The following is an 18,045-nucleotide window of genomic DNA, read 5'->3' as shown; positions in this document are numbered from 1 at the left end:
CCAATACCCACTGTCGAGATGCGGGAGGTACAATAGATGGCGACACAGACAGGTCCGTCTTCGAAATCCGTCTTCGGACGCCTGCTACCGGAGGGTGTCGAGACCGAACAGGTGATCGTCCACGGCGGACTGCTCCTATCGATTTTCCTGATGGGACTGCCGCTGCTCTTGGCGCTCGTTATGAGTACGCAGAACACGACGGAGGTCTACCAGATCACTAATATCGGCGTGGGGAGCGAAGGGCTCTCGAACTACCAGACCGCGCTGAATCAGTACGGCTTCGGCGAGTATATGATCAACTCGGTCGTGATGTCGGTGATCATCGTCGTCGGGAAGGTGACGCTGTCGCTGTTCGCCGCGCTGGCGCTCGTCTACTACCGGTTCCCCTACGAGCGCGCGGTGTTTATGTTCATTCTGCTCACGCTCTTGCTGCCGGTCCCGGTCCGCATCGTGCCGCTTTTCGACCTGATGGCACGGCTGGGGTGGGGGAACACGCTGATGGCCATCACCGGCCCGTACATCGCGAGTGCGACGGCCGTCTTCCTGTTCAGACAGCACTTTATGTCCATTCCCGCCTCGCTGGTCGAGAACGCGCACCTCGACGGCGTCGGCCCGTTGCGGTTCCTCTGGGAGGTGCTGATCCCGATGTCCAAAGGGATGATTGCGGGCGTCTCGGTGATCACGTTCATCTACGCGTGGAATCAGTACCTCTGGCCGCTCATCATCATCAGCGACCAGAGCAAGCAGGTCGTGCAGGTCGGGTTGCGGTTCCTGCAGGCAGCGTCGCAGTCGGGACTCACCCGATGGGGGCTCATTATGGCCGGCGCCGTGCTAGCGCTGCTTCCGCCGCTGGCCGTGCTCATCGTGTTGCACCGACCGCTGCTCAAGACGCTGGCAATCCAACAGAAGTGATTCACAATGTCTGATATAACTATTACCGGACTCACGAAACGGTTCGACGACGTAACGGCAGTCGACGACATCGACCTCGAAGTGAAGAACGGGGAGTTCCTCGTGCTCGTCGGCCCATCGGGCTGTGGGAAGTCGACGACGCTGCGAATGATCGCAGGACTGGAGGACATCACGAGCGGCGACCTCCACATCGGCGACCGGCGGGTCAACGATCTGGAGCCGAAAGAGCGCAGCATCGCGATGGTGTTCCAGAACTACGCGCTGTATCCGCACATGACGGGCGCGGAGAATATGAAGTTCGGAATGAAGTCCGTCAGCGACTACACCAGCGCGGAGATCGACGAGCGCGTCCGCGAAGCCGCCGAGATTCTCGACATCGAGGAACTGCTCGACCGGCGGCCAAGCGAACTGTCCGGCGGCGAACGCCAGCGCGTCGCGATCGGCCGCGCGCTCGTCCGCGAACCCGACGTGTTCCTGCTGGACGAACCGCTGAGCAACCTCGACGCGAAGCTCCGGGTGCAGATGCGGGCCGAACTCCTGCAACTGCATCGGGAACTCGACGCGACGACGCTGTACGTGACGCACGACCAGACCGAGGCGATGACGCTCGGCGATCGGGTCGCGGTCCTGAACGACGGCGAGATCGAACAGGTCGATCCCCCGCAGTTGCTCTACGACTATCCGGCGACGCGATTCGTCGCGGAGTTCATCGGCAGTCCGGCGATGAACATCCTGCCCGTCGAACTCGTTTCAGACGACACCGACGTCAGTGTGCGTCACGAGCAGTTCGAGCTTCCGCTCCCGAACGCCGACTCGTTCACGGCCCAGCCGAAATCGGCGTTCTTCGGGATACGGCCGGAGGACATCTCGCTCGCGAGGAACGTCGCCGGCGACGTCCCGACGTTCGAGGCGGAAGTCACCGTCACCGAACCGCTCGGAGAGTCGCTGCTCATCCACTGTCGGGTCGGCGACGACGAGATCCACGTGAAGGCGGCCGCGCGGAGTTCGATCGACCCAGGCGACAGACTCGAACTCGGCGTCGACGAAGAGCGCCTGCACGTGTTCGACGAGACGGGCGAGGCCATCTATCACTCCTCCCCGCGCGGGCACGCCTCGTCCGACGCGGTACCCACCCAGCCAGAGCCGTGAGCGGGGCGAGACCGCGTCAGCAGGGGCGGCGGTAGCGTGCGGCCGATCGCGCATCGCGGCTGTCTGACGCAGTACCCCGAGAACACGCTCCGGGCGTTCCGGCGCTCGGCGTCGGTCGTCGATATGATCGAAACCGACGTCCAGCGGTGTGGGTCCGGCGAACTCGTGATCTTCCACGACGAGTCGCTCGACCGGGTGACCGACGCCACCGGCGAGGTCGCATCGACGCCGCTGGCGGACCTCAAAGAAGTGTCAATCCTCGACAGCGGCGAGTCGATCCCGACGTTGACGGAGGCGTTCGAGGCTGTGCCCACAGACGTCGGGCTGAATCTGGAGCTGAAAGGGAAGGGGGTCGCCCACGAGACTGTCGAGGTCGCGAGTCGCTACGACCACGAAGTGATCGTCTCCTCGTTCCGGCCGGCAGCGGTCGCCGCCGCTCGCGACGCCGGGGCAGCGTCGCTCGCGCTCTTGCTTTACGAGGACGAGGAAGCCGCCGCCGACTTCGATACCGACGCAGCGCTCGATGCGGCTGCCGAACTCGACTGTGACTACGTCCACCCGCACGTTGGGCTCTGTCTCGAGACCGACATCGTCGGCGACGCGCACGCTCGGGGCTTCGGCGTCAATGCCTGGACGGCCGCGGACGAAGCGGACCTCCGCGAACTGCGAGCGCGCGAGGTCGACGGCGTCGTGATCGACGATTGTGGACTCGCCGCCGTCTGCCGCGACGGAGAGACGGACTCCGAAAAAGAGAGTGAGAGTGATTCTCGGAAGTCCGTATAGATGCCCGCCAACGGTGTGGCGAGCGTCGATGAACAGGTACGACGATCACTACGAGTTGCACGGCAGGGGCACCGAGTAACTCGGGGCCCCGAACGACGCATCGAATCCGGATGTCGACCGGCGCGCCGCACAGAACGGTACCGTGACTGTTCACGGACGAGGCGCAGGCGACTCACGGAGACAGTGGTGCAAAACAGCATCCAAAGTAACGTGATGATTCGCTGTTAATTCTACAGCTGAATAGCGTCTAGAAACAGTTAGAACCACTCAGAATTGGTTTTAGACAAATATGCTATCCGATAGTCAACCGTGTATAAGTCACATAAATGTACTCTATAAGCCATACAAAATTTAACATATGTGTATTTAGAACCAATATAGATATATAATCCTGCAAAAGTATAAATAACAAAACGATCAATTATGATATTATGCGCCGGATAGACCGAAGGAAGTTCGTCAGCGGGATCAGTGCGGCTGCACTCGCAAGCGTCGCAGGATGCAGCGGCGGCAGTAGTGGTACTGAGACGCAAACGCAAACCGAAAGCGGGGGGAGTACGACCACGACTGGTGGTGGCAGTGAGGAGACCACCACCAGCGGTGAGGAAGGCCTCGATCCGACAGATCCGTCGACGTTCCCCGAGTTCGACCCCACAGACCCGCAGTTCCCTCAGTTGACGAGTACGCTGCTCGAAGCGGGGTACGAGACCGGGTCGATGACGGACCTCGAACGGATGCGAGAGAACCCGCGCGAGGAACCGCGCTACGGCGAACCGGTTCCATCGACACCCGAGGACGAGAGCGAGTGGCTCGACCCCGACACACTGCAGTTCTCGCTTGTCCCCACCGAAGACCCGACGGTGTACGAGAACACGCTGGAACCGCTCCTCAACAACATCGAAGAAGAGACCGGAAAGACCGTCGAGTACGCGACGCTCGACTCCTACGCGGCGCAGGTCGAGTCGATGCGATCGGAGCGGCTCCACCTCGCAGGATTCTCGACGGGGACAGTTCCGTTCGCCGTCAACATTGCAGGCGCGGTCCCGTTCTCGGTCCAGATCGACGGCAGCGGCGAGGGCGGCTCGTTCGGCTATCGGCTCTGGCTCATCACCCAACTGGACAACGGAGAGATCGTCGAACTCGAAGACCTGGAAGGAAAGACGATCGCACACGCCGACCCATCCTCGAACTCAGGGAACCTGGCCCCGCGGGCACTATTCGCCAATCAGGGCGTCGTGCCCGGCGAGGACTACGAGGTGGCATACTCCGGCGGCCACCAACAGAGTTCGCTCGGCGTCGCGAACGGAGATTACCCCGCCGCCCCGGTCTGTTCGACCTGTTATGGCCGCGTCGCGGCCGACAATCAGCTCGATCCGAGCGCGATCAAGTGCATCTGGGCGTCGGAACCGTTCCCGACGACTGCCTTCTCGTACGTCCACACGCTCCACCCCGACATCCAGGAGGGCGTTCGTGCGGCGTTCCTCGAGTACGACTACGAAGACACCACCATCGCCGAGGAGTTCGAGGGGCGTGGCACGTGGGTCGAGATCGATTACGCGACGGTCTGGGACATCATCCTCCAGATCCAGGAATCGCTCGAAGTCGAGTACGAGACGGGCAACATCGGCGAGTAGTCGATCCCCCGTCGTTCCGCTCTTCGCACCGTTGTGAGACTCACGATAATACACCAGATATGCTCTCAGTAACCGATCTACAGAAGACGTACTCCTCCGGCGACGAGGCGCTCAAAGGCGTCTCACTCGAAGTAACGGGCAACGAGACAGTCGCAGTCATCGGACCGAGCGGCGCCGGAAAGAGTACGTTCATCCGCTGTATCAACCGCCTCACCGAACCCTCGGGAGGCAGTGTCGAACTCGATGGACTGGAGGTGACAGATCTCTCCGGGAAGAAACTCCGCAACGCGCGGCGCGATATGGGGATGATCTTCCAGGAGTTCAATCTCGTCGAGCGGCTGACCGTGATGGAGAACGTGCTTTCGGGCCGCCTCGGCTACGTCAGTACGTGGGAGGCGTTTCGGCGAAAATTCGGCGGCGACGACGTCGGGCGAGCCTACGAGGTCTTAGACCGAGTCGGTCTCGAAGGGCACGAAGACGACCGCGCCGACGAACTGTCCGGTGGACAACGGCAGCGCGTCGGCATCGCGCGAGCGATCCTGCAGCGCCCGAAGATCCTGCTCGTCGACGAGCCCACGAGCAGTCTCGACCCCGAAACCTCGCGCGCCGTGATGGAACTCCTCACCGAAATCGCCGCCGACGACGACATCCCGGTATTGATAAACATTCACGAGGTCAATCTGGCCGAAGAGTACGCCGATCGGATCGTCGGGCTCCGTAACGGGCAGAAAGTCTTCGAGGGCACGCCCGAAGGTCTCGACGAGACGGCTCGCGGGCAGATCTACCGCGGTGAGGAGATCCCCGAGGAGACGGGCCCCAAACGATCGTCCGCCGAAGAAACGGCAGAGGACGCAGCCACACAAGAGGGCGCGCTGCGCCGGGGATAAAATGGCGACAGAACAATCTGACACGCGGTCGTGGCAGCGCCCGACGGCGTTCTACAACCGGTACGTAAAGTGGGCCGTGTACGTCGTCATCGGCGCGTTTCTGCTATGGAGCGCCTGGAATATGCGGATCTCTCCCGCCCGGGCCGCGCAGGGGTGGACCGCCGCCGCCGAACTCCTCGGCGGGATGTTCCCACCGGAGTTCACGCCGTTCAAGACTGACCTCCTGATCCAGGGACTGATCGAAAGCCTCGCGATGTCGGTCGTCGCGACGATCATCGGCGTCATCCTCTCGATTCCGGTCGCGTTTATGGCGGCCGAGAACATCGCACCCCAGCCGGTGTACTGGGTCGGTCGCGGGATCATCACCGTCTCACGAGCGTTCCACGAACTTATCATCGCGATCATCGCCGTCAAGGCGGTCGGGATCGGCGCACTCGCAGGCGTGATCGCGCTCTCGTACAAGACGGTCGGGTTCTTCGCGAAGTTGCTCGCCGAAGACATCGAAGACATCGACGCGGGACAGATGGAGGCTGTCGAAGCGACCGGCGCGAACCAGACGCAAACGATGCTGTTCGGCGTCGTTCCGCAGGTGATGCCGCGCGTCGTCGGCCTGACGATCTACCGCTGGGACATCAACATCCGTCACAGTACGATCGTGGGAATCGTCGGGGCCGGCGGCATCGGCTCGACGCTCCTCAACTCGTTCGACAAGTACGACTACGACTTTTTCCTGACCATCGTGCTCGCGATCATCGCGATCGTCATGGTCGGTGAGTTCGTCAGCACCTACATCAGGGGGCGGATACAATGACGGACTATCAGACCTGGGAGCGACGCACGCCGCGCCAGCGGTTGGTACGATACGTCCTGATACTGGTCACACTCGTCGCAGCGGCCATCTCCTGGCGACTCTTACAGATAAATTATAATTACGTCGGCAGTGCCCCCGTGGAGTTTATGGACCTCGTGAATCGGATGTATCCGCCGGACGTCGGGTACACGACCGACATCCTCGGCCCCCTCATCGAGACAGTCCACATCGCGATTCTCGGGACCGGACTGGCGTTACTGATGGCGATTCCAGTCGCGTTACTGGGTGCGGAAAACACGACGCCGAACAGACCCGGATTCGTCCTCGGGAAGTTCATCATCTCTGCGTCCCGGTCGGTGAACGTGATCATCTGGGCGCTGGTCTTCGTGATCATCTTCGGATCCGGCGCGCTCGCTGGAACGTTGGCTATCGCAGTGCGGTCGATCGGCTTCTGTTCGAAACTCCTCGCCGAGGCGATCGAGGAGATCGACGCCGGCCAGGTCGAGGCGATCACGGCCACAGGCGCGAACTCGATCGAGGCGGCGATATACGGTATCGCACCGCAGATCAAGCCGGCTTTCATCGGCGTCGCCACCTACCGCTGGGACATCAACGTCCGCGCCTCGACGATCATCGGGTTCGTTGGGGCCGGAGGAATCGGGGTCGAACTCAACACGTCGATCAACTTCTTCCGCTGGCAAGGCGTGCTGACGATCCTGCTTGCGATCCTGGGGATCGTCATCTTCAGCGAAGTCACGTCGGCGTATCTGCGCCGTAAAGTTCGCTAACTCGACATCTCGCGTTTTCGAATCGGGGTCGGAACAGCGAGCCGCTGGAACCCTGAGGTGGTGACCTGCCGTGGGCCAACTGATCCGAGCCACCGCTCACAGGAAGTGGACCGCGAGGACGCCAACCAATCCGAGCATCGAGAGGTAGGCCGATCGGAGGGTGACAGGGCGGAGCAGTTTCCGATTGATGCCGACGGCGAGCCACACTTTCACGAGGATGCTCGCCAGCGTCCCGGCCAAGACGCCCTGCGCAGCGACGCTCGGCGAGATCTGTCCCGTGCTCGTGAGCGAAACTGCGGTCGTCGTCGTCGTCCCACTCGAAAGCAGTCCGCTGAGAAAGCTCGTGACGAGGAAGCCCGCAGTGCCGAACATCTGCTGTGCGCCCGCGGTGACCACGAGCACGACCAAGAACAGCACGCCGAAGGTCAGCGCGTTCGCGCTGCTGAACGGCGAATCGAGATCAAGATCCATCTCGCCGCGCCAGTTCCGTTCGTAACCGGTCAGGAGGACGCCGCCGACGGCGATGAGTCCGAGCGGGAGGCCGACGCTGAACGCCGATTGGGGGACGAACGCGACGACGATGATGAGGTTTCGGATCGCCATCGCGGCGTCGGCGACGAGAATCGTCGCCACCGCTAAGTCGAGGACGCCGAGGTTGGCCTTCGCCCGGTTCGCGATCTCACCGATGACCGCCGTCGAGTTGACGAGGCCGCCGAAAAAGCCCGTGATGAGCATTCCACGGCCGCCGTAGCGTTGCATAATCGCGTAGTTCGCGAACCCGATAGCGCTGACGGCGATGACGAGCATCCAGATGAGTTGCGGATCGATGGCGTTCCACGGCCCATAGGTCCCCGAAGGGAGCAGCGGGTAGACGACGAACGCGATGATCGCGAACTCGGCCGCCCCGCGGACCTCCTGGTGGGAGAGTTGCTTCGCGAACTGGTGGAGTTCCCGGCGTAACACCAGGAGGAACGACGACGTGATCGCGATGACGACGCCCACGAGGACGTAGTCGCTCCCGACGAGGACGCCGACGACGTACGCGACGAGCAGCGACGTCGACGTCGTCAACGCGAGACCGCTTTCCTCGTCTGGGGATCCCTCACGGACGTCGGTCAGCACGCCGCGGAGCCCGAGAAGCATCCCCTGTGTGAGGACCAACAGTCCGCCGAGCGCCAGGAGGACAGTCTGCCCGATAGTCGCGGCCGCGACGCCGACGAGACTGGTCAGAGTGAACGTGCGGATGCCAGCGGACTTGTTCGACCACTCGCGCTCCAAGCCGAGCAGCATACCGAGCGCTCCCGCGACGAAGAGATTGAAGACGTTCGCGTCGATCGGGACGGTCTCGGGGCCAAACTGCATCGTCGTCACCTACTGCCCGGACGAGCCCGGGCGAATTGAACATATGAGTATATACGACTATGTTCTCTATTTAGGATATATAGACAGCCAGATATAATTCTTTCGTGCGTCCTGAGGGAGCCAGATGATAAATGTTATTTTTGTTTATGGTTAAGTACCGCTCGAAAATTCACTCCTCTTTTTGTATATTAGGCCATCTAAAAGAAATGACTTTGGCTAAAGCAGTATTTAATAAATTTGTAGTTGTTTCTGATATGCTGTCGGCGGCAGAAACCTCTTTTTAGGTCTGCCAAAAGTTCGAAAGTGGTTTTACAGATTAGGGTGGCCTAAAAGGTATGGCGAGAAACACGGACGGGAACGCAACGCGACGAGACTATCTTCGGTACGGTGCTGGCGTCGTTACCGCAGGTCTCCTCGCAGGGTGCAGCGGCGGGTCGGGATCAGACACGACCGACACGGCGACACCAGAGACGGCGGCCGCAGACACCGAATCCGCCACGGCGACGCCCGAGGGAAGCGAATCCTACAGCGTCGAGATCGTGCCCGTCGGTGAGGTCACGTTCGAGTCGGTTCCCGAGACGTGGGTCGCGAACAACGGTAGCTGGGCCGATATGGGGATCGCGCTGGGGCTCGAAGCACCGAAGGGCCTCTGGCTCCCGAGTCGCTATCACACCCAGTACTACGACGAGATCCCGGGCGTGAGCGTCGACAAAGACGGAATCACGAAACTGTGGGGTGACGGCGGCGTCGGCAAAGAGCAGTTCCACGCGCTGGACGCGGACGTCCACGTCTTCGACCCGAACTTCCTCCTGAACCGCGGAACGTGGGAGCAGACCGACGTCGACGAACTGCGGAATCAGGTCGGGCCGATCTTCGGCAACAGCATCTTCTCGCGGAACTACACCTGGCACGACGACTACCGGTACTACACCCTGTACGAGGCCTTCGAGAAACTCGCGCAGGTGTTCCAGCGGACGGACCGCTACGAGGCGTTCGAACAGATCCACGAGGACTTCCAGGCGAACCTTGCACCGGTCGTCCCCGGTCGCAGCGAGCGACCGTCAGCCGCCGTCGTCTGGGGCGGCGGAGATCAACCCGAGAAGTTCTACCCGTACGTCATCGACGAGGGCACGAGCTTCAAACACCTCAACGACCTGAAAGTGAAAGACGCGCTCGCGAACACCGAGGTCAAGGACTTCCACAGCAGCCGCGGATCCATCGACTTCGAGACGCTGCTGGAGGTCGACCCCGAAGTGCTTCTGGTCCGCGGACAGGAGGCGAAGACGGCGACGGAGTTCCAGGACACCGTGGTCGCGTTTATGCAGAATCACAACATCGCGAGCGAACTCACCGCCGTCTCGAACGGCGACGTGTACCGCGCGGGGCCGCTCTATCAGGGGCCGATCACGAACCTCCTCGTGACCGAGCGGCTCGCGGGTACACTCTACGACGTCGACGAAGAGTTGTTCGATAAACAGCGCGTCGCTGACGTCGTTCACGGGGACTTCTGAGTATGGAGAACGACGGCGATGGGCTCGCCACCGACCCCGACGTCGTCATCGTGGGTGGCGGTCCCGCCGGCTGTTCGGCGGGCGTGTTCCTCGCCCGGTACGGGCTGGACGCGGTCATCTTCGATCGCGGGCCCGCGTCGCTGCGACGGTGTGCGTATCTGGAGAACTACCTCGGGTTCCCGGCGGGGATCGACATCGAGACGATGTACGACCTGATGCACGACCACGCCGCGACGGCCGGGTGTGAGATCGTCTCGGACACGGTCGACGCAGTGGCTCGGAGCGGCGACGGCGAGTTCGTCGTGCGGACCCAAGACGACCGCACCGTCACGACCGAGCGTGTCGTAGCCGCGGCGCGGTACGACGCCGATTTCCTCCGCTCGCTCGGCAGCGACGAGATGTTCGCGGTCCACGAGCACGAGGGCGAGCGGCGCGAACACTTCGATCGGGACTACCCGGACCCGGACGGGACGACGCCGATCGACGGCCTGTACGTGGCCTCGCCGGCGGGCGACGCCGAAGCACAGGCGATTATGTCCGCCGGTCGCGGCGCGCGCGTCGCGCGGACGCTTCTTGCCGACGTGCGGCGCGAGCGGGGGTTCCCGGAGGCGATCGCACCGCACTGGGACTGGCGCCGGAAGGAAGCGACGCTGACCGGCGAGTGGACCGACCGCGATCGGTGGGACGCGTGGTTCGACGAGCAGGTCGACGGCGACGACGACGTGGCCGAAGGGCAGCTTCTCGAACTCCGAGAGCAGGAGATCGACCGCCGAGTCGCGACGTACGTCTCCGAAGCGGAGATCGAACGGCGGACCGAGCGCGGACACAAGCGGCTGCTCGAACACGTCGACGACGAGTACATCCTCGAAGCCGCCCGCGAGATCGAGGGACGCGCGAAAGCGTCGGGCGGGGGTAGCGGCCAGTGAGTAACAGCGCGGTTCCCGGGGCGGAATCTACGAGTCGGGTACAGCAGTGGCTCGCCGGCGTCGACGGCGCGCTGCTCAGTCTCTGTCTCGGGAGCGTGCTGGTCGTCGTCGCCGGCGGCCTCGTGCAGGTGAGCTTCGGGACCTACTCGATGACCGTCGTGGAGGCGTGGCAGGCCGTCGTGAATCCGAACGTACTACTCAATCTGCAGGCGTGGGAGGCGTTCGTCTTCGGTGCGGACCTCCCGGAGATGAATCAGCGGAGCCTCATCGTCTGGAACATCCGACTGCCGCGCGTGTTCGTCGCGATGCTCGTCGGGATGAACCTCGCCGTCTCGGGGGCGATCTTTCAGGCCGTGACGCGGAACGAACTGGCGAGTCCATTCATCCTCGGGGTCTCCTCGGGCGCGGGGCTTTTGATCCTCCTCACGCTGGTCGTGTTCTCCGGGCTGTCCGCGTTCCTGCCGCTCGTGGCCGCGCTCGGCGGCGCGATCGCGTTCCTCACCGTCTACGCGATCGCCTGGAAGAACGGGACCTCGCCTGTCCGTTTGGTCCTCGCAGGCGTGATCGTCGGGACCATCTTCCAGTCGCTCCAGACGGGACTGTTCTTCTTCGCCGGCGACATCGGGGTCGTCCAGTCGGCCATCGCCTGGACGACGGGGTCGCTGACCGGCACAGACTGGGAGCAGGTGCGGATGGCGCTCCCGTGGACGGCGCTCGCGGTGCTCCTGTCGCTCGTCAGTTCCCGGCAGTTGAACGTCCTCTTGCTCGGCGAGAGCACCGCCCGAGCGCTCGGAATGTCGGTCGAGCGCGTCCGGTTCGCGCTCTCTGGGATCGCCGTCCTCGCGGCGGCCGCGAGCATCGCCGTCGCGGGGATCGTCGGCTTCGTCGGGCTGATCGTCCCGCATCTGGTTCGCAACATCGTCGGCAGCGAGTACAAGAAACTGGTCGTCGGCTGTCTCTTCGCCGGCCCGGCGCTGATGGTCGCCGCCGACGTCGGCGCGCGACTCGGGCTGCAGGTACTCGTCGGCGCGTCGACGCAGATCCCGGTCGGCATCGTCACGGGACTGATCGGCGGGCCGTACTTCCTCTATCTGATGCGGAAACAGGACGCGTTAGGTGAGATCTGATGTCCGAGCACGAACGCTTCGAGCGCGAATCGAACGGCAGATCGAACGGCGAATCGAACGCGGGCGGCACCGCGACGGACGCAGATGCATCGGCGGCTCACGGTTCGGCGGTCGAGCTTCGGGGCGAAGACCTCGAAATCGGCTATCCGTCGACCGACGAGCCGGTCGTCGAGTGCGAGACCGTCCTGTTACCAGCGGGCGAGGTGACGGCGCTCGTCGGGCCGAACGGGAGCGGCAAGAGCACGCTCCTGAGGTCGATGGCGAACCAGCTCGCGCCCGACTGCGGGCAGGTCATACTCGACGGCGAACAGGTGCAGTCGCTCGAATCGAAGGAACTCGCGCGTCGCCTCGGCCTCCTCTCCCAAGAGAACGAGTCGCCCGCGAGCCTCACCGTGGAAGACCTGATCTACCACGGGCGGTACCCACACCGCGGGTTCTTCGAGTCTGTCGGCGACGAGGACCAGGCAGCCGTCGAGCGCGCGATCGACCTGGCGGGTGTCGAAGACCTTCGCGAGAAAGAGATGAAGAACCTCAGCGGCGGCCAGAAACAGCTGGCGTGGATCGCGATGGTCCTCGCCCAGGAGACGGACGTGCTCCTCTTGGACGAGCCGACGACGTATCTCGATTTACACCACCAACTGCGGGTGATGGAAGTCGTCCGCACGCTCAACCGCGAGCAGGGCGTGACCGTCGGCATCGTCCTCCACGACATCGGGCAGGCCGCGCGCTTCGCCGACAACCTCGTCGCGATGAAAGACGGCGAGCCCTACGACTGGGGGCCGCCGCGCGACGTCGTGACCGAAGAACTCCTCTCTGAGGTGTTCCACGTCGACGCCAGCGTCGACAGCGAGAGTCCGACTGGACCGCACATCGCTCCCCACCGCGCGCTCGACGACTGAGAATAGGCTTGGACGAAAAATATGGCTCGACGAAGACGCGGCCCCCTGTCGGCGAGCACACCGATACTCACCGCAGGGCACGAAGGGAGTAGTGGACTGCAGACGAGCACTGAGGGCACCGAGGCGGAAACGGAGAGCGCGGATAAGACGCCGACCCCGATGAGGTCACCGGCGAACTGACACGCACACGCCAGAGGATGACAGAACCGTCGCTCACGGCGCTCCGCGCGCGGATCGAAGCACTCGCGAGCGACAGCGGGCGCTACGTGGTCGTCTGCGGACGGACGGGCGAGCAGCCGATACCCGTCGCCGGTGATCGCTTCGCGACCCGAGAGGTGGCCGAACGCGCCGTCCGGGCGGCCGAGCAGTACCGGAGAACGCTCCGTCGCTACGACGACCGCCTCCCCTACTACGACCTGATCGCCGTGGAGGACGCTGCGTCTGAGACAGCGACCACAGAGCGGGTCGTCGGACCGACCACGTAGCGGTGTCGTGACGGGCGGACCCGCGCCGTTAAGTACGTTCCCGCGGTTACAGACCACAATGGCCGAGAAGCGCGCGACGGTCACGTGCCCCGAGTGCGACCTGACAGAGACCTTCGACAAACTCGCGACGGCGCGGGAGTTCATCGAAACCCACCGCACCGAGACCGGCCACGACGCGACGTGGGAACTGCACCGCCTCGCGCCGGGCGTCGAGCGCGCGGGCGAGGAGGCGGGCGTCTGCGGGCGTCCCGCGTGCACGACCGAGGACTCGCCGCTGTATCAGGGCTAGCGGCCTGCTCGCCGGTCAGGCTGACGCGACTCTCCGACGCTCGATTTCTCCGCGGTCGTCGAACGGTTCGCGCTGCGTCCGAGAGTGTCGCCTGCCGTCGGCAGCGTGCCCTCATCAGCAGGTAGTCAGCTACAGTATCATTTGCAAGTCTTCACGCACCCGATCGTTCGACAGCGTCTGATCTAGTTCGCAATCAGTTGCAAATGCTACGATAGGAATTTCCGCACCGCCGGCGAACGCGATCCGGCCCACCGGGATCGAATACAACTAAATTTGTTCTATGGCAACTGCGTTGGGAAACGTTTATGCAGGGGTCGTCGAATACGACATAGTGCGGCCGAGATAGCTGACCCACAATATATGGGATTAACCGCCTGGAGGGACGACGAGTGACAACTATGGAGTGCCCGGACTGCGGTCACGACCGGACGAGCGTGGTGGACACGAGAAGCGGCGCGGACGGGACGACCGTGCGGCGTCGCCGCGAGTGCAGTCGGTGTTCCTTCCGGTTCACCACCTACGAGCGCCCCGAGTGGGAGACGCTCCAGGTGAAAAAGCGGGACGGCTCGATCGAGCCGTTCGACCGCGAGAAGATCAGAGGCGGCATCGAGCGCGCCGTCGAGAAGCGCCCCGTCACAGACGACGAAGTCGACCGACTCGTCGCGGAGATTCACGCGGACATCCGGGATCGAGGGACGCGCATCGTCTCCTCGAAACTCGTCGGCGAGTTGGTCTCCGAGAAGCTTCGGGAGGTCGACTCCGTCGCGTACGTCCGATTCGTCTCGGTGTACAAGGCGTTCTCCGACCCCGAGGAGTTCGTCCGCGAGCTCGATCGAATCATAGACGAGGAACTCGACGGCGAGGAAGTGATCACAGACGATGCGGATTCGGGTCCGGATTCGCCACCCGACTCGGAGGCGGACTGAGGCCCGAACGATACGCAACTCAGGAGTTAGATAAGATGGCTAGCGCAACAGCGACACAGGACGCAGCGATACGAGAACTACTCGACCGAGCGCGACGCGGACAGACCGACGTCGTCGACGACGACACCGCCGCCGACCTCGTGCGGGAAGCCGAACGCGACCTCTACGAGGGCGCCTCTCGAGACGAGGTCTACGAGGCGCTCATCAACGTGACGACCGCCCGGATCGAGCGCGACCCCGCGTACAAGCGCATCGGGGCCGTGCTCCACCTCGATCGGTACTTCGACGAGGTGACCGGACAGGAGCCGATCGACCTCCTCGGAACGGAGAGCGAGGAAACCACAGACGACGCGGGCACGAGCGACCGTGACGGCGCGGCCGACTACGACGCACTGTACCGGGACACGTTCGTCGCGAACGTCGAGCGCGGCGTCGAGGAAGACCTGCTGGACGAGCGGATGACCGACGGTCGGTTCGATCTGGACGAACTGGCGGACGCGCTCGTGCTCGACCGCGACGAGAAGTTCGAGTACCTCGCGGCGTCGACGCTGACCCAGCGGTACTTCATCCGGATCGAGCAGGACGGCGAACCGCTCGAACTGCCGCAGGCGTTCTGGATGCGCATCGCGATGGGCCTCGCGCTCGAAGAAGACGACCCCCAAGAGCGCGCGCTGGAGTTCTACGACGTCCTCTCGCGGCTGCTCTTTACGCCCTCGACGCCGACGCTGTTCCACAGCGGCACGACGCACCCACAGCTCTCCTCGTGTTACCTCACGACCGTCGAAGACGACCTCGAACACATCTTCGACTCCTACAAGCACCACGCACAGCTCTCGAAGTGGAGCGGCGGGCTCGGCAACGACTGGACGAACCTCCGTGCGGGGGGCGCTCTCATCGAGAGCACTGGCGTCGAATCCACCGGAACGGTGCCGTTCCTGAAGATCAGCAACGACGTCACGGCGGCGATCAACCGCTCGGGCAAGCGCCGCGGGGCCGCCTGCGCGTATCTGGAATCGTGGCACCTCGACTTCCCGGAGTTCCTCGACCTGCGGCGGAACACCGGCGACGAGCGCCGGCGGACCCACGACATGAACACCGCGGCGTGGGTACCGGACCTGTTTATGAAGCGCGTCGAGGCCGACGAGGAGTGGACGCTCTTCTCGCCCGACGAGGTTCCCGACCTCCACAGTACGTACGGCGAGGAGTTCGAGGAACTGTACCGCGAGTACGAGGCGAAGGCCGAAGCCGGCGAACTCCGACAGTACGAGCGCGTCGACGCCGCCGAACTCTGGCGGACGATGCTCACGCGGCTCTTCGAGACGGGCCACCCCTGGATCACGTTCAAGGATCCGAGCAACGTCCGCTCGCCGCAGGACCACATCGGCACCGTCCACTCCTCGAACCTCTGTACGGAGATCACGCTCAACACCAGCGCCGACGAGCACGCGGTCTGTAACCTCGGAAGCGTCAACCTCTCGAATCACATTTCCGGCAACGGACTCGACCGCGACGCCCTCGCGGAGACGATCGAGACCGCGATGCGGATGCTCGACAACGTCGTCGACCTCTGTTTCTACCCGACCGACGAGGCCGAATACTCCAATATGCGCCACCGACCCATCGGCCTCGGTGTGATGGGCTTCCACGACGCGCTGATGCAGGTGGGCGTCCCGATGGGATCGGAAGATGCGATCGAGAAGTCGAACCGCTGGCAGGAGTTCGTCTCCTATCACGCGATCCTGAACAGTTCGCGCCTGGCCAAAGAGCGCGGCACCTACGAGACCTACGAGGGGAGCAAGTGGGACCGCGGCATTCTCCCGCACGATACCGTCGAGCTGCTGGAAGAAGAACGCGGCCGCGAGATCCCGACCGATCGCTCGGAGACGCTCGATTGGGACCGCGTGCGCGACCACATCGGCAAGCACGGGATGCGCAACTCGAACACGATGGCGGTCGCGCCGACGGCGACGGTCTCGACGATCAACGGGACGACCCCGTCGATCGAGCCGATCTACTCGAATCTGTACGTGAAGTCGAATATGAGCGGTGACTTCACGATCATCAACGACCAGCTCGTCGCGGATCTGAAAGCGCGGGGCCTCTGGGACTCGGAGATGCTCGATCGGCTCAAGTTCCACGACGGCTCGATCCAGGAGATCGACGAGGTCCCCGACGACCTGCAGGAGCTCTACCGCGGGGCGTTCGAGATCGACCCGCGGCACCAGCTCCAGTTGACCGCCCACCGCGGGCAGTGGATCGACCAGTCGGTCTCACACAACGTCTTCTTCCCCAGCACCGACGGCTCGCTGCTCGACGACGTCTACAAGACGGCGTGGCGGCTCGGCGTGAAGACGACCTACTACCTCCGGACGCTCGGCGCGTCCCAGATCGAGAAGTCGACGCTCGATATGGCCGAGTACGGCCGGACGCAGCGCCGAGACGTCGGGTCCGCCGGCGACGAAGATAGAGACGGATCCGCGGACGACGATCAGCACGACGACAGCGACCTCGCACGTGTCGAGGATCCGACCTGCGAGGCCTGTCAGTGAGGTGACGAAGATGCCACTACTCAATCACGACGCGGAACACGACCCGAACAAGATCCTGCCGATCGACTACGACTGGGCGCGCGAGTACTACCGCGACGGCGTCGCCAACAACTGGGTCCCCGAGGAGATTCCGATGCAGGACGACATCTCCCAGTGGAACGGCGACGAACTCACCGACTCGGAGCGACAACTCGTCGAGTGGAACCTCGGGTTCTTCTCGACGGCGGAGTCGCTGACGGCGAACAACATCGTCCTCGCGATCTACGAGTACGTCACGGCGCCGGAGTGTCGGCAGTACCTCCTTCGACAGGCCTACGAGGAGGCGATCCACACGGATACCTTCATCTACTGCTGTGACTCGCTCGGCTTCGATCCCGAGTACCTCTACGGGATGTACGATCGCATCCCAACGATCAGCCAGAAAGACGAGTTCGTCGTCGAACTCACGCAGAACCTCGACGATCCGGAGTTCAGCCTCGACGAGACCGAGGACGTGCGCGATCTCCTCCGGGACCTCGTCGGCTTCTACGTCGTGATGGAGGGCGTGTTCTTCTATGCCGGCTTCGCGATGATGCTCGCGCTGAAGCGCCGGAACCGGATGGTCGGCATCGGCCAGCAGTTCGAGTACATTATGCGCGACGAGTCGCTGCACGTGGGCTTCGGCGTCGATCTGATCAACCAGATCCGCAGGGAACATCCCGACGCCTGGACCGAGGAGTTCGGCGCGGAGGTGCGCGACCTGATCGAGACGGCCGTCGACCTCGAACAGGAGTACGCGCGCGAGGCGTGTCCCGAGGACGTCCTCGGGATGGGCCCAGAGCAGTTCTCCGAGTACGTCGAACACGTCGCGGACCGCCGGCTCGGCCAGTTGGACCTCGAAGAGAGCTACGGGACGGACAACCCCTTCCCGTGGATGAGCGAAGCCGTCGACCTGAACAAAGAGAAGAACTTCTTCGAGACGCAGGTCACCGAGTACCAGAGCGGCGGGTCCCTCGACTGGTAGGACA

The 18,045-nt window shown here is 63.4% G+C and carries 17 protein-coding genes; 16 read left to right on the top strand and 1 reads right to left on the bottom strand.

The window, feature by feature from the left end; all coding sequences use genetic code 11:
* Nucleotides 1–36 precede the first annotated feature (36 nt).
* The 7 genes from NO362_RS04220 (at nucleotide 37) to phnE (NO362_RS04190) (ending at nucleotide 6,964) form a co-directional block, all read left to right on the top strand.
* Nucleotides 37–912 (top strand): carbohydrate ABC transporter permease, encoded by an 876-nt coding sequence (locus tag NO362_RS04220; protein WP_121569158.1) that lies wholly within the window; start codon nucleotides 37–39, stop codon nucleotides 910–912.
* A 6-nt stretch (nucleotides 913–918) separates the two neighbouring features.
* The gene (locus tag NO362_RS04215) at nucleotides 919–2,061 is read left to right on the top strand and encodes an ABC transporter ATP-binding protein (RefSeq protein ID WP_256546236.1); all 1,143 of its coding nucleotides are present in this window, start codon (nucleotides 919–921) and stop codon (nucleotides 2,059–2,061) included.
* Nucleotides 2,062–2,097: 36 nt separating this feature from the next.
* The gene (locus NO362_RS04210; RefSeq protein WP_256546235.1) at nucleotides 2,098–2,844 is read left to right on the top strand and encodes a glycerophosphodiester phosphodiesterase; all 747 of its coding nucleotides are present in this window, start codon (nucleotides 2,098–2,100) and stop codon (nucleotides 2,842–2,844) included.
* Nucleotides 2,845–3,275: 431 nt separating this feature from the next.
* A complete protein-coding gene (gene phnD / locus NO362_RS04205; RefSeq protein ID WP_256546234.1) occupies nucleotides 3,276–4,478 on the top strand; it encodes a phosphate/phosphite/phosphonate ABC transporter substrate-binding protein in 1,203 nt (400 codons plus the stop codon).
* Nucleotides 4,479–4,537: 59 nt separating this feature from the next.
* A complete protein-coding gene (phnC, locus tag NO362_RS04200) occupies nucleotides 4,538–5,365 on the top strand; it encodes a phosphonate ABC transporter ATP-binding protein (RefSeq protein WP_256290300.1) in 828 nt (275 codons plus the stop codon).
* A 1-nt stretch (nucleotide 5,366) separates the two neighbouring features.
* Nucleotides 5,367–6,176: a phosphonate ABC transporter, permease protein PhnE gene (gene phnE / locus NO362_RS04195; RefSeq protein WP_121569163.1), complete on the top strand. Its 810-nt coding sequence runs from the start codon at nucleotides 5,367–5,369 to the stop codon at nucleotides 6,174–6,176.
* Nucleotides 6,173–6,964, top strand: a complete 792-nt coding sequence (gene phnE / locus NO362_RS04190) for a phosphonate ABC transporter, permease protein PhnE (protein WP_256546233.1) — start codon at nucleotides 6,173–6,175, stop codon at nucleotides 6,962–6,964. Before phnE (NO362_RS04195) ends, phnE (NO362_RS04190) begins: the two co-directional genes overlap by 4 nt.
* A gap of 96 nt (nucleotides 6,965–7,060) precedes the next feature.
* Here phnE (NO362_RS04190) and NO362_RS04185 read toward each other — a convergent pair whose 3' ends face one another.
* Nucleotides 7,061–8,326 carry an MgtC/SapB family protein gene (locus NO362_RS04185; protein WP_256546596.1) on the bottom strand — a complete coding sequence of 422 codons (1,266 nt, stop codon included), beginning with the start codon at nucleotides 8,324–8,326 and terminating at the stop codon, nucleotides 7,061–7,063.
* Nucleotides 8,327–8,661: 335 nt separating this feature from the next.
* Between NO362_RS04185 and NO362_RS04180 the strand changes: the two genes are divergently transcribed.
* The 9 genes from NO362_RS04180 to NO362_RS04140 all read left to right on the top strand — a co-directional run bounded on the left by NO362_RS04180 (nucleotide 8,662) and on the right by NO362_RS04140 (nucleotide 18,041).
* Nucleotides 8,662–9,837, top strand: coding sequence for an ABC transporter substrate-binding protein (locus NO362_RS04180; RefSeq protein WP_256546232.1), 1,176 nt, complete (start codon nucleotides 8,662–8,664; stop codon nucleotides 9,835–9,837).
* A gap of 2 nt (nucleotides 9,838–9,839) precedes the next feature.
* Entirely contained in the window at nucleotides 9,840–10,763 is a 924-nt protein-coding gene (locus NO362_RS04175) for an NAD(P)/FAD-dependent oxidoreductase (RefSeq protein ID WP_256546231.1), read from the top strand.
* The gene (locus NO362_RS04170) at nucleotides 10,760–11,890 is read left to right on the top strand and encodes a FecCD family ABC transporter permease (RefSeq protein WP_439331162.1); all 1,131 of its coding nucleotides are present in this window, start codon (nucleotides 10,760–10,762) and stop codon (nucleotides 11,888–11,890) included. The genes NO362_RS04175 and NO362_RS04170 overlap by 4 nt, the downstream gene beginning before the upstream one ends.
* A complete protein-coding gene (locus tag NO362_RS04165) occupies nucleotides 11,890–12,789 on the top strand; it encodes an ABC transporter ATP-binding protein (RefSeq protein ID WP_256546230.1) in 900 nt (299 codons plus the stop codon). Before NO362_RS04170 ends, NO362_RS04165 begins: the two co-directional genes overlap by 1 nt.
* Before the next feature lie 197 nt (nucleotides 12,790–12,986).
* Nucleotides 12,987–13,274 carry a DUF7552 domain-containing protein gene (locus tag NO362_RS04160; protein WP_256546229.1) on the top strand — a complete coding sequence of 96 codons (288 nt, stop codon included), beginning with the start codon at nucleotides 12,987–12,989 and terminating at the stop codon, nucleotides 13,272–13,274.
* A gap of 58 nt (nucleotides 13,275–13,332) precedes the next feature.
* Nucleotides 13,333–13,563 carry a DUF7542 family protein gene (locus tag NO362_RS04155; protein ID WP_256290310.1) on the top strand — a complete coding sequence of 77 codons (231 nt, stop codon included), beginning with the start codon at nucleotides 13,333–13,335 and terminating at the stop codon, nucleotides 13,561–13,563.
* Between the two features lie 398 nt (nucleotides 13,564–13,961).
* Nucleotides 13,962–14,489 (top strand): transcriptional regulator NrdR, encoded by a 528-nt coding sequence (nrdR, locus tag NO362_RS04150; RefSeq protein WP_256546228.1) that lies wholly within the window; start codon nucleotides 13,962–13,964, stop codon nucleotides 14,487–14,489.
* A 35-nt stretch (nucleotides 14,490–14,524) separates the two neighbouring features.
* Nucleotides 14,525–17,038 (top strand): ribonucleoside-diphosphate reductase subunit alpha, encoded by a 2,514-nt coding sequence (locus tag NO362_RS04145; RefSeq protein WP_256546227.1) that lies wholly within the window; start codon nucleotides 14,525–14,527, stop codon nucleotides 17,036–17,038.
* Between the two features lie 10 nt (nucleotides 17,039–17,048).
* Nucleotides 17,049–18,041, top strand: a complete 993-nt coding sequence (locus tag NO362_RS04140) for a ribonucleotide-diphosphate reductase subunit beta (RefSeq protein ID WP_256290313.1) — start codon at nucleotides 17,049–17,051, stop codon at nucleotides 18,039–18,041.
* Nucleotides 18,042–18,045 lie beyond the last annotated feature (4 nt).

This window comes from Halobellus inordinatus, from assembly GCF_024498335.1.
GTDB lineage: Archaea > Halobacteriota > Halobacteria > Halobacteriales > Haloferacaceae > Haloquadratum > Haloquadratum inordinatus.
The sequence above is the reverse complement of the archived record's forward strand: the minus strand, read 5'-3'. Positions and strand labels throughout refer to the sequence as shown.

Bases quoted from the DNA above. Each gene is read 5' to 3' on its own strand.
- NO362_RS04220 (WP_121569158.1), top strand. From the start codon at position 37: ATGGCGACACAGACAGGTCCGTCTTCGAAATCCGTCTTCGGACGCCTG.
- phnE (WP_121569163.1), top strand. From the start codon at position 5,367: ATGGCGACAGAACAATCTGACACGCGGTCGTGGCAGCGCCCGACGGCG.
- NO362_RS04160 (WP_256546229.1), top strand. From the start codon at position 12,987: ATGACAGAACCGTCGCTCACGGCGCTCCGCGCGCGGATCGAAGCACTC.
- phnC (WP_256290300.1), top strand. From the start codon at position 4,538: ATGCTCTCAGTAACCGATCTACAGAAGACGTACTCCTCCGGCGACGAG.
- NO362_RS04165 (WP_256546230.1), top strand. From the start codon at position 11,890: ATGTCCGAGCACGAACGCTTCGAGCGCGAATCGAACGGCAGATCGAAC.
- phnE (WP_256546233.1), top strand. From the start codon at position 6,173: ATGACGGACTATCAGACCTGGGAGCGACGCACGCCGCGCCAGCGGTTG.
- phnD (WP_256546234.1), top strand. From the start codon at position 3,276: ATGCGCCGGATAGACCGAAGGAAGTTCGTCAGCGGGATCAGTGCGGCT.
- nrdR (WP_256546228.1), top strand. From the start codon at position 13,962: ATGGAGTGCCCGGACTGCGGTCACGACCGGACGAGCGTGGTGGACACG.
- NO362_RS04140 (WP_256290313.1), top strand. From the start codon at position 17,049: ATGCCACTACTCAATCACGACGCGGAACACGACCCGAACAAGATCCTG.
- NO362_RS04155 (WP_256290310.1), top strand. From the start codon at position 13,333: ATGGCCGAGAAGCGCGCGACGGTCACGTGCCCCGAGTGCGACCTGACA.
- NO362_RS04175 (WP_256546231.1), top strand. From the start codon at position 9,840: ATGGAGAACGACGGCGATGGGCTCGCCACCGACCCCGACGTCGTCATC.
- NO362_RS04180 (WP_256546232.1), top strand. From the start codon at position 8,662: ATGGCGAGAAACACGGACGGGAACGCAACGCGACGAGACTATCTTCGG.
- NO362_RS04215 (WP_256546236.1), top strand. From the start codon at position 919: ATGTCTGATATAACTATTACCGGACTCACGAAACGGTTCGACGACGTA.
- NO362_RS04185 (WP_256546596.1), bottom strand. From the start codon at position 8,326: ATGCAGTTTGGCCCCGAGACCGTCCCGATCGACGCGAACGTCTTCAAT.
- NO362_RS04145 (WP_256546227.1), top strand. From the start codon at position 14,525: ATGGCTAGCGCAACAGCGACACAGGACGCAGCGATACGAGAACTACTC.